The organism is Serratia ficaria (genome assembly GCF_900187015.1).
In the GTDB taxonomy this organism is placed as follows: Bacteria; Pseudomonadota; Gammaproteobacteria; order Enterobacterales; family Enterobacteriaceae; genus Serratia; species Serratia ficaria.
Window position 1 is genome coordinate 3105936 of the sequence record NZ_LT906479.1, and the last position, 13607, is coordinate 3119542.

At 61.4% G+C, this 13607-nt stretch carries 8 protein-coding genes; 1 reads left to right on the forward strand and 7 read right to left on the reverse strand.

The annotated features are described in order from the left end of the window. Positions 1-119: 119 nt before the first annotated feature. The 7 genes from phoH to putP form a co-directional block, all read right to left on the reverse strand. Positions 120-908 (reverse strand): phosphate starvation-inducible protein PhoH, encoded by a 789-nt coding sequence (gene phoH / locus CKW09_RS14710; protein ID WP_061794660.1) that lies wholly within the window; start codon positions 906-908, stop codon positions 120-122. Positions 909-976: 68 nt separating this feature from the next. Continuing rightward, complete coding sequence (locus CKW09_RS24575) at positions 977-1231, reverse strand: hypothetical protein (RefSeq protein WP_145957252.1); 255 nt, start codon at positions 1229-1231, stop codon at positions 977-979. Positions 1232-1578: 347 nt separating this feature from the next. Continuing rightward, the gene (gene pqqU, locus CKW09_RS14715; protein ID WP_061794661.1) at positions 1579-3729 is read right to left on the reverse strand and encodes a TonB-dependent receptor PqqU; all 2151 of its coding nucleotides are present in this window, start codon (positions 3727-3729) and stop codon (positions 1579-1581) included. A gap of 174 nt (positions 3730-3903) precedes the next feature. Next, the gene (gene efeB / locus CKW09_RS14720; protein ID WP_061794662.1) at positions 3904-5196 is read right to left on the reverse strand and encodes an iron uptake transporter deferrochelatase/peroxidase subunit; all 1293 of its coding nucleotides are present in this window, start codon (positions 5194-5196) and stop codon (positions 3904-3906) included. A gap of 10 nt (positions 5197-5206) precedes the next feature. Next, positions 5207-6343: an iron uptake system protein EfeO gene (gene efeO, locus CKW09_RS14725; RefSeq protein ID WP_061794663.1), complete on the reverse strand. Its 1137-nt coding sequence runs from the start codon at positions 6341-6343 to the stop codon at positions 5207-5209. 19 nt (positions 6344-6362) lie between these two features. Beyond that, positions 6363-7208, reverse strand: coding sequence for an iron uptake transporter permease EfeU (gene efeU, locus CKW09_RS14730; RefSeq protein ID WP_061794664.1), 846 nt, complete (start codon positions 7206-7208; stop codon positions 6363-6365). A 248-nt stretch (positions 7209-7456) separates the two neighbouring features. Further along, a complete protein-coding gene (putP, locus tag CKW09_RS14735; RefSeq protein ID WP_061794665.1) occupies positions 7457-8941 on the reverse strand; it encodes a sodium/proline symporter PutP in 1485 nt (494 codons plus the stop codon). A 582-nt stretch (positions 8942-9523) separates the two neighbouring features. Between putP and putA the strand changes: the two genes are divergently transcribed. Next, the gene (putA, locus tag CKW09_RS14740) at positions 9524-13495 is read left to right on the forward strand and encodes a trifunctional transcriptional regulator/proline dehydrogenase/L-glutamate gamma-semialdehyde dehydrogenase (RefSeq protein ID WP_061794666.1); all 3972 of its coding nucleotides are present in this window, start codon (positions 9524-9526) and stop codon (positions 13493-13495) included. The last annotated feature ends 112 nt before the right edge of the window (positions 13496-13607 follow it).

The following is a 13607-nucleotide window of genomic DNA, read 5'->3' on the forward strand; positions in this document are numbered from 1 at the left end:
GACTCAACGAAAATCTATACAAAAAACCACTTTAATTTACACAAAGATTAAACGGATCGGCAATTTGACGGCGGGGATAAAAAAGGCCGCCGCGGCGACCTTTTTATTAAGCGGATAGGTTAACTGTAAGCGTTGAGCGTGCGCTGACACAGGGCGGAGCGCACGCAGTCCTGTTTATCGAAGCGGATGACGCCGATCATCTCGTCCTCTTCGAAGCGTTCCAACGCATCGCTGAGGCCGGACTTCACGCCGCGCGGCAAATCGCACTGGGTTACGTCACCATTGACGATTACCGTCACGTTCTCACCCAGGCGGGTCAGGAACATCTTCATCTGGCTGGCGGTAACGTTCTGGGCTTCATCCAGAATGACCACCGCATTTTCGAAGGTGCGCCCGCGCATATAGGCGAAGGGCGCGATCTCTACCTTGCCGATTTCCGGCCGCAGGCAGTATTGCATAAAGGACGATCCTAAACGGCGCACCAGAATGTCATACACCGGGCGGAAATAAGGGGCGAATTTCTCAGAAATATCCCCAGGCAGGAAACCGAGGTCTTCATCCGCCTGCAGAACCGGACGAGTGACTATTATCCGATCCACCTCTTTATGTATTAGCGCTTCCGCCGCTTTGGCGGCGCTGATGAATGTTTTGCCGCAGCCGGCTTCGCCGGTGGCAAATATCAACTGCTTATTATCTATGGCTGATAAGTAATGACCCTGAGCTTCGGTTCGCGCCTCGATGGGTGAGCTATCGCGCTTGTCTCGCGCCATGCCGATAGACTCGACACCCCCCATTTGTACCAGCGAGGTCACAGACTCTTCTTCAAGCTGGCGATGACTACGAGCGTCACGACGAATAACGCGCTTCGCTTCACGACGTGCTTTGATCACTGCTTTCTGTCTTCCCATAGTGGCACCTTACAGTTTGTTTCACCTACCGCAGCGGCCGGGCCGCGCGATTATGTTTCACACACGTATTAGGTTTTGGCCTCCTTCGAGCCAATAAAAGCCAATGGACCAGGTGAATAGCCGGCAGCAGTTTGATGCGCCATTTTTTCACGGGATAACGCAGGTTGCGTAATTAAAAGTGGAGTAAAACGTGACAGGCGGTGGTAGCGATAAGAGAGCGGAGTTGCCAGGAAAAGAGAGTCGGAGAGAGAACCCTCGTTACAACGAGAAATCAGGGAAGGTATGTTATTTTTTCTTTCCAGCCCAACCAAGGACTTTACCATTAGCGATCCCCGCAGTGTTATTTACAGCATCAAGCTGTGCACCTTGTGAAAACTACCGCCAGATGATTACAGTATAATGACATTCAATCCCGCAGCGTTGCTAAAATGTAAAAAAATTTAATATTTTCTGTTTTCAGTCAGCGCAAGAACACTATATCACGCCGGTTACGCCATTCCACAGAAATTTTATCCCGCTGTCAGATCAAATAGTTATGATTAAAATTACCGGATGACATTCCGGTTTCCGATTAAATTTCAGCCAGTTTAAATTCTGCTTTTCAGCCCAAACTTTTTGCATTCAGCATCGGAAAAACGAGGGAAACCTGCGCCTGCAGGTCCCCTCACCCTTACTCGAAGCTGTAAGACAGGCTCACCCCACCGCCCCAGTTGCGGCCCGGCGCCGGTTCGTAATAGCGGCCGTTGCCTTCGTTGACGATCACCGAACCGACATAGTCGCGGTCGAACAGGTTATCGACGCGGCCAAAGACGTTGAACAGCCAGTTGCCTAACGGATAGCGATAGCCGGTATTCAGACCCACGGTGGTATAAGACGGCGCCTGCTCGGTATTGCGGTCGTTCACCTGAATATCGCTCATATAGCGCAGTTCCGCGCCGGCGTACCAGCCTGCCGGCGGCGACCAGGCCAGCGAGGCGTAGCCCATATTGCGGGCGATGCCCGGCATGCGGTTGCCGGCCGATACGCCGTTGGCCGCGCTGCATTGGCTGTCGCCGCACTGGTCATCGCGATAGCGGGCGTCCAGCAGCGTCCAGGCCAGCTGCAGCTTCCAGTCGTAGGCGTACTCTTGATCCAGCGCCAGTTCCAGCCCGCGGCGGCGGGTCTGGCCGGCGTTTTTGTAGCTGGTGCGGCCGTTGCTGCTTTCGTCGACCACGATTTCATTCTGCGTGTCGGTCTGGAACACCGCCGCGGTCAGCAGGCCGTTGCCGATGCGGGTTTTGCTGCCCAGTTCCACGGTATCGCTGGTGGCGGGCTGCAGGCCGAAATTAAGCCCGCTCTGATCGCCCGGGCGATAGGACAGCTCGTTGATGGTCGGGGTTTCGAAACCGCGGCCGGCGGAGAGATAAACATTCCAGCCTTTATCCAGCGCATAGTTGAGCGAGCCCGCCGGCAGCCAGCGATGGTAGCGGGCGCCGCCGCTGTCGTCACCGTTGTCGGCGGTGATGTAATGGTCGTTGGAGTCGAAGTTGACGCTGCTGAACCGCACGCCGGCATCCAGCGTCAGGCGCGGCGTCAGCTGCCATGACGTTTGCAGATAAGGGTCCAGGCTCCACATCAGGTTGCGCTCGTTGCGACGCAGCGCCCCCTGGGTGCCCAGTTCGGTCTCGCCGCCGGACTGGGTAAAGTTTTCATAGCCCTTGCGCTGCTCGGTCATGGTTTCATAATCCAGCCCGCCGGTCAGGGTATAGGGCACCGCCGCCAAATCGCCGCGGTGCGTCCAGCGGGTGTCGATGCCCTGATAGTGGCGCGTCAGGTCAATCACCCCGCCCGGGTGCTGCGCGCTGCGCTGCTGCACCGCTACCGGAATCGATTGGTACTGGGTGGTTTCACGCTCGCCGGCGTACATCATCACGCTCAGGTCGTCGTTGGCGCCCATCTGGCGCTGATAATGCAGCCCGGCCTGGGTTTGCGAGGTGCTTTTGCGGGTATTGAACCGATCGGCGCGCGGCGCCTGGCGCGGGTTGTCACGCCATTCGGCGTCGGTCAGGCCGCCGGGATCGTTGGCATTGATGTCTACGCTGTTGAACAGCAACGTCAGCGTGCTGACGTCATCGATTCGCACGCCCAACTTGGCGTTGCCGAGGTTTTTCTGCGCGCCGCTGTGGTCGCGGAACCCCCGGGTGGTGAAGCGGGTGCCGGAGATGCTGTAGTTGACGTCCCCGGCATGGCTGCCGTCGCCGGTGGCGCCGGTGGCCTTGACGCCGTAGCGCCAGCTGCCGTAGCTGCCGAAGTAACTGCCCGCCTCAAGACGGTTGGGCTGCCGGCCGGTTTCGGTTTCGACGTTCAGCATACCGCCGGAGGCATTGCCGTACAGCGCGGAGAACGGCCCGCGCAGCACCTCGACCTTCTCGACCGAGTTCAGGTCGATGTTGGAGGTTTGCCCCTGCCCGTCGGGCATGGTGGCGGGGATGCCGTCGACATAAATCCGCACCCCGCGCACGCCGTACATCGAGCGAGCGCCGAAGCCGCGTACCGAAAGCTGCAGATCCTGCGCGTAGTTCTGGCGGTTTTGCACCTGCAGGCCAGGCACGCCGCCCAGGCTTTCCGACAGGTTGATTTGCGGCCTCGCCTCGCGAATGCGATCGCCGTCGACCACGCTGACCGCCGCCGGGGTGGCCAGCTCGGACAGGCCGCTGCGGGTAGCCGTAACCACCATGCTCTGTTCGCCTTCGCCGTCCTGCGCAAAACAGTAGGACGCGGGCAACAGGGCGGGAATAACGATGACGGTCGCCGCCAGCGCAGTTTTAGGGGTGCTTTTCATCTGGAATATGCCGTTAAAAGTGCTGAAACATGAACCGTTTGGGACAAAACTCCCGGAATGTTAATACTTTTAATGGCCAATTGAAAATATTATGCGTGAAAGGGTAACTTTTTTTGTCTGAGCGAGCCGGCGCCAATAAAACAGGGCGGAAATCTCCGCCCTTTCGCCTTGCCGCTATGCCTGCAACAGGCCGCGGGCCAGATAGTCCTGCGGGTCCTCGACGCCCGGCAACACGAAGAAATAACCGCCGCCAATCGGTTTGATATACTCCTCGAGCGCCTCGCCGTTCAGCCGTTTCTGCACCGTCAGGAAACCTTGCTCCAGATCGGCCTGATAGCAGACGAACAGCAGCCCCATCTCCAGCTGGCCGGCGTTCGACACCCCGATGGAATAACTGTAGCCGCGGCGCAGCAGCAAATTGCTTTGGCTCTCTGCGGTGCGCGGGTTGGCGAGGCGAATATGCGCGTCCATCGGGATCAGCTTGCCTTCAGGATCCCGCTCATAATCCGGCTCGTCATGTTCGCGCTTCATCCCCAACGGCGCGCCGCTGTGTTTTTCCCGGCCGAAAATGGTCTGCTGCTCCTGCAGCGGCGTGCGGTCCCAGAACTCGACGTGGAAGCGGATGATGCGCGCCGCCTGATAGCTGCCCCCCACCGCCCAGGCCGGTTCACCGGCGCCGGCGCCGACCCACACCACGCGATCCATCAGCGCCCGGTCGTCGGTTTTCGGGTTGGCGGTGCCGTCTTTGAAGCCCAGCAGGTTGATCGGCGTTTCTTTGCCTTTGCTGCGCGCCGCATGGGCGGAAATGAAGCCTTCCCTTTTCCAGCGCACGCTGAGCAGATCCGGCGAGTGCTTGATGATGTCGCGCAGCGCGTGGATCACCGTCTCGTTGGTGTTGGCGCAAATCTGCAGCAGCAGATCGCCATGACACAGGCTGGCGTCCAGCGAGTCATTGGGGAAGCGGGTCATTTTCTGCAGCCGCAGCGGCTTTTGCGCCTGCAGGCCGAAACGCTCGTCGAACAGTGAGGTGCCGACCGACACGGTGATGGTCAGATTGTCCGGATAAATCTCCGGCCCCATGATGCCCGAATCGAGCGGCGGCAGCTTGGGATCCACCTCCGGCGCTCTGCCGCCGCGGGTGAGGAAGGCGATGCGATCGGTCAGCAGCCGGAACAGGCGCTCCAGATCCTGCCTGTTGGTGGCCAGCACGTCGAAAGCCACCAGCATCATCGCCGCCTGCTGCGGAGTCAGCACGCCAGCCTGATGGCGGCCGTAAAACGGCTGCGTCTGCCAGCGTTCGTCCTGCGGGGTCGCCAGCGGCTCTGCCGGTTTGTCCACCGCCTGCGCCAGGCGCGTGCCGCCCAGCGCCAGCGCGCCGAGGCCCAGCCCCTGCAGCAAGCGGCGGCGCGACGGCGAGGCCGCGCCCTGTGGATGCGGCCCGTTAGCCGGGCCGATCTTGTTGCTCATAGCGCGTGCCTCAGTCCAGACCCAATACGCCGCGCAGCTGCGACAAGTCTTCCGCCAGCGTGGTGATCGGCCCTTTCAGCGCGTTGCGATCGGCGTCGGTCAGCTTCTCGTAAGACGCATAACCGTCTTTGGTTTTGTACTTCGCCAGAATGCCGTCTACGGTCTTGAAGTTGGCGTCAATCTTGTCCAACAGCGGTTTGTTGGCCTTGACCAGCAGCGGGCGCAGCAGGTTGACAATCTTCTGCGCGCCGTCGACGTTGGCCTGGAAGTCCCACAGGTCGGTGCGGCTGTAGCGATCTTCCTCACCGCTGATTTTGCTGGCCGCCACTTCTTCAATCAGGCCGGCCGCCCCGCCAACCACCTTGCTTGGCGGGAAGGTCAGATCGGTCACGCGTTTTTGCAGCTCGAGGGTGTCGTTGTACAGACGATCGGCGTATTTGCCCATGTCTTGGGTGCTATTGTCGGCGAACAGCGCTTTCTCCAGGCGGTGGAAACCGGTGAAGTTGGGATCTTCCGCCTTCTTCTCGTAATCGTCTTCACGGGCGTCGATGCTGCCGTCGAGATCGGAGAACAGTTCGGCGATCGGTTCGATGCGCTCATAGTGTTGGCGCGTCGGCGCATACAGCTTGCGCGCTTGCGCCACGTCGCCGGCCTTGACCGCATCGGTGAACAGCTTGGTCTGCTTCACCAGCCCATCCACCTCTTTGGTGACATAGACCTTGTATTCGGCGATCGGGCCGACCAGATCCAGCGCGTCGGGCTTGCCGTCGCCGGCGGCGCCGGCCGCGGCGGCGACGGTCAGCTTGCCTTTCGGGTTGCTCAGCAGCCCGCAGGTCATGTCATACTCGCCCGCCTCCAGGTTGGCGGTCATTTTCTGGGTGAAGCCCGGCGCGATGTTCTCACGCTCTTCCACCACCATCACCCCTTTCAGGATTTCCCATTCGAGGTTTTTCTGGCTGGCGTTGTGCACCACAAATTGGGTTTTACCGGCCGGCACCGTCAGCTGCATCGGCTCGCACCGTTTGTCGTTAACGGTAATCTTCACCTGCGGCACGTCCGCCGCCAGGGCGTCGAGGCTCAGCGCGAACGCCGGGAGGGCCAGCAATGCTGCGTGCAACGCCTTGCGGCGGAATAACGGAGTAGACATACGAGATTCCCTATTAAAATTAATGATTGATTTTACGTTGCGCCGGGGCCGCGGTCGGCTCCGCGCGCTGCGGCAGGAAAAAGAAAATCAGCGCTGGGATCAGATACAGGAAATAGACCGCCACTTCACTCACCGTCGGCGCTTCCTGATAGCCGAAAATGCCCTCCAGCAGCGTGCCGAACAGCGAATGGGTGGACAGGGCGTTGCTGAAATCGAAGGCGATATCCTGGAAATGGTTCCACAGCCCGGCCTCATGGAAGGCGCGGATCGCCCCGGCGGCCAGGCCGGCGGCGACGAACAGGATAAACAGGCTGGTCCATTTGAAGAATTTGGCCAGGTGCAGCTTCACGCCGCCCCAGTAGATAGCCATGCCGAGCACGATGGCGGCCGCCAGGCCGAGAATGGCGCCGATCGGCGCTTCAATCCCGACGTCCTGCTGAAAGGCCGCCAGCAGGAAGAACACCGACTCCAGCCCTTCGCGCGCCACGGCGAAAAACACCATCGCCACCAGCGCCCAGCCCTGGCCTTTGCCGGAGTTGAGCGCGTGGTCGATGGCGCCTTCCAGATGCACCTTGACCGACCTGGAGACCTTGCGCATCCAGAACACCATATAGGTGAGGATGAATACCGCGATGACCGCGACGATGCCTTCGAACAGCTCCTGCTGCTTCTGCGGAAACTCGCCGGTGGTTTCGTTGATGAAGATACCCAACGCCAGGCACAGAGCGGCGGCGACGATCACCCCAATCCACACAACGCCGAGCCATTGGCCGCGCTGCGTGCGTTTCAGGTAGCTGGCGATCAGGCTGACGATCAGCGCGGCCTCCAGGCCCTCACGGAACATGATAAGGAAGGGAACGAACATAGATATTAACCCCTGAAAAGGCATCCGCCGCGAGCCTGCGCGCCCGGAATGGGCCGCAGCGCCAATGTAAAGAAAAGTAAAACACAACGATAGTGATTATCATTCTGCCGCGTAGAAATACAAGGGGAGCAAGGGTGATTTTTTCTAATCAAATGTCGCCAGGTGTTTCGGGAGCTTGCGGGAAAACTGCGGACTAACAACGATAAAGGGCGCCTTAAGCGCCCTTTGCGATCGGTGGCAGGACAAGATTAAATGGTTTTGAACTCGGCTTCCGCCCGATCGAAACGCTCGGTCATGGTGGCGGAAGGCCGGCGCCCCATCAGGCTCACCGCCACGATGGCGATGCAGCCGAACAGGAAGCCCGGGATGATTTCATACAGATCCAGCCAGGCGTACTGCTTCCAGACGATCACCGTCACCGCGCCGACCAGCATGCCGGCCAGCGCGCCGTTGCGGGTCATGCGCGACCACATCACCGAGATCAGCACCACCGGACCGAAGGCCGCGCCGAAACCGGCCCAGGCGTAGCTCACCAGGCCCAGCACGCGGTTTTCCGGGTTGGCCGCCAGCGCGATGGCGATCAGCGCCACCACCAGCACCATGATGCGGCCGACCCACACCAGCTCGCGCTGGCTGGCGCCTTTGCGCAGGAACGCCTTGTACAGGTCTTCGGTGATCGCGCTGGAACACACCAGCAGCTGGCAGCTCAGGGTGCTCATCACCGCCGCCAGGATCGCCGACAGCAGAATGCCCGCTACCCATGGGTTGAACAGGAGCATCGCCAGTTCGATAAACACCCGCTCGCCGTTCTGCGACACGTTGCCGGCCTGATCCGGGTTATTGGCGAAGTAGGCGATGCCGAAGAAGCCGACGGCGATGGTGCCCGCCAGGCACAGGATCATCCAGGTCATGCTGATGCGGCGCGCGCTGCGGATGGTGCGGTGAGAATCCGCCGCCATGAAACGCGCCAGGATGTGCGGCTGGCCGAAGTAGCCCAGGCCCCAGCCCAACAGCGACAGGATGGCGACGAAGTTCAGCCCTTTCAGCATATCGAGGTTGGCCGGGTTTTTCGCCTCGATCACCAGCATCGAGGTGTCGATGCCGCCGACGGCCAATATCACGAATACCGGCGTCAGGATCAGCGCGAAAATCATCAGGCTGGCCTGCACGGTGTCGGTCCAGCTGACCGCCAGGAAACCGCCGATGAAGGTGTACAGGATGGTCGCCGCCGCGCCGGCCCACAGCGCGGTTTCATAGCTCATGCCGAAGGTGCTTTCGAACAGACGGGCGCCGGCGACGATGCCGGAGGCGCAATAGATGGTGAAGAACACTAGAATGACAATGGCCGAGATCACCCGCAGCAGCTTGCTGTTGTCTTCAAAACGGCTGGTGAAGTAGTCCGGCAGCGTCAGGGCGTTGTTGTTGGCTTCGGTATGCACGCGCAGCCGCCCCGCCACCAGCTTCCAGTTCAGGTAAGCGCCGATGGCCAGGCCGATGGCGATCCAGCTTTCCGAGATGCCGGACAGGAAGATGGCGCCCGGCAGGCCCATCAGCAACCAGCCGCTCATGTCGGAGGCGCCGGCGGACAGCGCGGTAACCACGCTGCCCAGGCTGCGGCCGCCGAGGATGTAGTCGTCGAAGTTATTGGTTGCCCGGTAGGCAAGCAGGCCGATCAGCACCATCCCGAAAATGTACACCAGGAAGGTCACCAGCATAGGTGTGCTCATTATCATTTAATTCTCCACTTTCATTATTATTCGCGCTAGGCCCCCGTTGCCCTCACCCGGGCGTGGGCATAAGGAGCAGGCGCGCGATGCATTTCACTTGCCGGCACGCCGGAACGTGGCGTTACCCTATAGATAGTGCAGGTAAAATAGTTTCTGCCCGTAATTGTTGACCGTTGGCTATCCTAGATGAGCCATTCATTAACCAACAAGATATTTAACAACAAAGTTACACAAAGTTTACCCTGCGTCACATTTAGGCGCCCTTAGGGTTGCACTTTTGGCGCGCAAAACGAGTTGCACCTCCTGATTACCCTCATTTGGCGCAGGGAAAACCGATTGCGCGTGATAAAACCCGCTTCGCCCGTACGTTAAAGCAACATCCATGCCAGCGGCCGATGTTAAAAAATCGATGGAACTCACACTTCGCTCATCAGCCTGTTTTAACAAGGTTGCACAAAGTTGCAACATGCAGGATATTGTCTGCATTCTTCACACCACACATCTTACGAACCTATCCCAACAGGCTTATGTGGCCTGCCGTTTGTCTAGCCTGATGGGATAGGTTCTACACACAGGAGTTGGATTGGCATGGGCACTACCACAATGGGCGTGAAACTCGACGAAGCAACACGCGACCGGATCAAAAGCGCGGCGCAGCGCATCGATCGCACGCCGCACTGGCTCATCAAGCAGGCCATCTTTAATTACCTCGAGCGTCTCGAGAGCGGTTCCGATATTCCTGAAATCCCCGCGTTGGGTGCTGCCGGCCAGGCCGAAGCGGACGACATTATGCCGCAAGCGCAGGAAGAGTCACACCAGCCTTTCCTTGATTTTGCAGAACAAATTCTGCCGCAGTCGGTCACTCGCGCCGCCATCACCGCCGCCTATCGTCGCCCGGAGACCGAAGCGGTGCCGATGTTGCTCGAACAGGCGCGATTACCGGCCGATCTTGCCAAAGCCACCCACAAAATGGCCTATGGCATCGCCGAGAAGCTGCGGAACCAAAAAAGTGCAAACGGCCGCGCCGGCATGGTGCAGGGCCTGCTGCAGGAGTTCTCCCTTTCCTCGCAGGAAGGCGTGGCGCTGATGTGCCTGGCGGAAGCGCTGCTGCGCATTCCCGACAAGCCGACCCGCGACGCGCTGATCCGCGACAAAATCAGCAACGGCAACTGGCATTCGCACCTTGGCCGTAGCCCCTCGCTGTTCGTCAACGCCGCCACCTGGGGCCTGCTGTTCACCGGCAAGCTGGTATCCACGCATAACGAAGCCAACCTGTCGCGCTCGCTGAACCGCATTATCGGCAAGAGCGGCGAACCGCTGATCCGCAAAGGCGTGGATATGGCGATGCGCCTGATGGGCGAGCAGTTCGTGACCGGCGAAACCATCGCCGAAGCGCTGGCCAACGCCCGCAAGCTGGAAGACAAAGGCTTCCGCTATTCCTACGACATGCTGGGCGAAGCCGCGCTGACCGAAGCCGACGCCCAGGCTTATCTGGTGTCCTACCAGCAGGCGATCCACGCCATCGGCAAAGCCTCCAACGGCCGCGGCATCTATGAAGGCCCGGGCATTTCCATCAAGCTGTCGGCGCTGCACCCGCGCTACAGCCGCGCGCAGTACGAACGCGTAATGGAAGAACTGTACCCGCGCCTGCTGTCGCTGACCCTGCAGGCCCGCCAGTACGACATCGGCATCAACATCGACGCCGAAGAGGCCGACCGCCTGGAGATCTCGCTCGATCTGCTGGAGAAGCTGTGCTTTGAGCCGCAGCTGGCCGGCTGGAACGGCATCGGCTTCGTGATCCAGGCCTATCAGAAACGCTGTCCGTTCGCCATCGACGCGGTGATCGACATGGCGCAGCGCAGCCGCCGCCGCCTGATGATCCGCCTGGTGAAAGGCGCTTACTGGGACAGCGAAATCAAACGCGCCCAGATGGACGGCCTGGAAGGCTACCCGGTTTACACCCGCAAGGTGTACACCGACGTCTCCTATCTGGCCTGCGCCCGCAAGCTGCTGTCGGTGCCGAACCTGATCTACCCGCAGTTCGCCACCCATAACGCCCATACCCTGAGCGCTATCTATCATCTGGCGGGCAACAACTACTATCCTGGCCAATATGAATTCCAGTGCCTGCACGGCATGGGCGAGCCGCTGTACGAACAGGTGGTGGGCAAAGTGGCCGACGGCAAACTGAACCGTCCGTGCCGCATCTATGCGCCGGTCGGCACCCATGAAACGCTGCTGGCCTACCTGGTGCGCCGCCTGCTGGAAAACGGCGCCAACACCTCGTTCGTCAACCGCATCGCCGACGCCACCCTGCCGCTCGACGAACTGGTCGCCGATCCGGTCAGCGCCGTGGAAGCGATGGCGGCCAGCGAGGGCCAAATCGGCCTGCCGCATCCGCGCATCCCGCTGCCGCGCGAGCTGTACGGCGAAAAACGCGCCAATTCCAGCGGCCTGGACCTGTCCAACGAACAGCGTCTGGCCTCGCTGTCCAGCGCCCTGCTGACCAGCGCCACCCAGCCATGGCGCGCCGAGCCTATCATCGACGCCGAGCTGGATCAGGGCGTTGAGCAGCCGGTGATCAACCCCGCCGAACCGGGCGACGTCGTCGGCTACGTGCGCGAAGCCACCGAAGGCGAAGTGAGCCGCGCGCTCGACGCCGCGGCCGCCGCCGGCCCTATCTGGTTCGCCACCCCGCCGTCGGAGCGCGCCGCCATCCTCGAACGCGCCGCCGAACTGATGGAGAGCCAGCTGCAGAGCCTGCTGGGCATCCTGGTGCGCGAAGCGGGCAAAACCTTCAACAACGCCATCGCCGAGGTGCGCGAAGCGGTCGACTTCCTGCATTACTATGCCGGCCAGGTGCGCGATGACTTCGCCAACGACAGCCACCGCCCGCTGGGCCCGGTGGTGTGCATCAGCCCGTGGAACTTCCCGCTGGCGATCTTCACCGGCCAAATCGCCGCCGCGCTGGCGGCGGGCAACAGCGTGCTGGCCAAGCCGGCCGAACAAACCCCGTTGGTGGCGGCGCAGGCGGTGCGCATCCTGCTGGAGGCCGGCATTCCTCAGGGCGTGCTGCAGCTGCTGCCGGGCCAGGGTGAAACCGTCGGCTCGGTGCTGGTCAACGACGCCCGCGTGCGCGGCGTGATGTTCACCGGCTCTACCGACGTCGCCGGCATCCTGCAGCGCAGCATCGCCGGCCGCCTCGATCCGCAGGGCCGCCCGACGCCGCTGATCGCCGAAACCGGCGGCCTGAACGCGATGATCGTCGACTCGTCCGCCCTGACCGAACAGGTGGTGACCGACGTCGTCGCTTCGGCCTTCGACAGCGCCGGCCAGCGCTGCTCCGCGCTGCGCATTCTGTGCATTCAGGAAGACGTGGCCGAGCACACGTTGCAGATGCTGCGCGGCGCGATGGCCGAATGCCGCATGGGCAACCCGGAACGCCTGTCTACCGACATCGGGCCGGTGATCGACGCCGACGCCAAAACCGGCATCGAGCGCCATATCCAGGCGATGCGCGCCAAGGGCCGCAAGGTGTATCAGGCCGCCAAGGGCAGCGCGCAGGACGAGAAAGAATGGGCGCGCGGCACCTTCATCAAGCCGACGCTGATCGAACTGGACAGCTTCGACGAGCTGCAAAAAGAGATCTTCGGTCCGGTACTGCACGTGGTTCGCTTCCAGCGCGCCAACCTGGAAGCGCTGGTCGATCAGATCAACGCCGCCGGCTATGGCCTGACGCTGGGCATTCACACCCGCATCGATGAAACCATCGCCCGAGTGACCGACCGCGCCAAGGTAGGCAACCTGTACGTCAACCGCAACATGGTCGGCGCGGTCGTCGGCGTGCAGCCGTTCGGCGGCGAAGGCCTGTCGGGCACCGGCCCGAAAGCCGGCGGCCCGCTGTATCTGTACCGTCTGCTGGCCAACCGCCCGGACGACGCGGTGCAACGCACCCTTAACCGTCAGGATGAAGAGCGCCCGCTGGAAGCTACCGCGCGGCCGCTGTTGCTCAACGCCCATCAGGCGTTGGAGCAGTGGGCGACAGCCCAGAAACGGAGCGATCTGGCCCAGCTGGCGCAACGCTATGCGGAACTCGGCCAGGGCGGCACCGTGCGCCCGCTGCCGGGCCCGACCGGCGAGCGCAACACCTACGCCCTGCTGCCGCGCGAGCGCGTGCTGTGCCTGGCGGACAACGAGGCCGACGCCCTGATCCAACTGGCGGCGGTGCTGGCGGTCGGCAGCGGCGTGCTGTGGCCGGAAGCCGAACTGCAGCGCAACCTGTATCGCCGCCTGCCGGCCGAGGTTCAGGCGCGCATCGCCTTCTGCAAAGACTGGCAGCAGGACAAGGTCGAGTTCGACGCCGCCATCTACCACGGCGACGCCGACCAACTGCGCACCCTGTGCGAGCAGATTGCCCAACGCAGCGGCGCCATCGTCTCGGTGCAGGGCTTCGCCCACGGCGAAACCAACATCCTGCTGGAACGCCTGCTGATCGAACGCTCGCTCAGCGTCAACACCGCCGCAGCCGGCGGTAACGCCAGCCTGATGACCATCGGCTGATCGTTGTAGCTAATCACCTGAGGGCGCAGTTCAATTGAACTGCGCCCTTTTTGTTTGTATCTCCACAGCCGCGTGGCTGTGGAGATACAATGGGGGCGGGGAAGGTTGGCTA

Excerpts from the sequence above, each read along its gene's own strand:
- pqqU (WP_061794661.1), bottom strand. The coding sequence starts at position 3,729 with ATGAAAAGCACCCCTAAAACTGCGCTGGCGGCGACCGTCATCGTTATT.
- putP (WP_061794665.1), bottom strand. The coding sequence starts at position 8,941 with ATGATAATGAGCACACCTATGCTGGTGACCTTCCTGGTGTACATTTTC.
- phoH (WP_061794660.1), bottom strand. The coding sequence starts at position 908 with ATGGGAAGACAGAAAGCAGTGATCAAAGCACGTCGTGAAGCGAAGCGC.
- CKW09_RS24575 (WP_145957252.1), bottom strand. The coding sequence starts at position 1,231 with ATGGTAAAGTCCTTGGTTGGGCTGGAAAGAAAAAATAACATACCTTCC.
- efeO (WP_061794663.1), bottom strand. The coding sequence starts at position 6,343 with ATGTCTACTCCGTTATTCCGCCGCAAGGCGTTGCACGCAGCATTGCTG.
- efeB (WP_061794662.1), bottom strand. The coding sequence starts at position 5,196 with ATGAGCAACAAGATCGGCCCGGCTAACGGGCCGCATCCACAGGGCGCG.
- efeU (WP_061794664.1), bottom strand. The coding sequence starts at position 7,208 with ATGTTCGTTCCCTTCCTTATCATGTTCCGTGAGGGCCTGGAGGCCGCG.
- putA (WP_061794666.1), top strand. The coding sequence starts at position 9,524 with ATGGGCACTACCACAATGGGCGTGAAACTCGACGAAGCAACACGCGAC.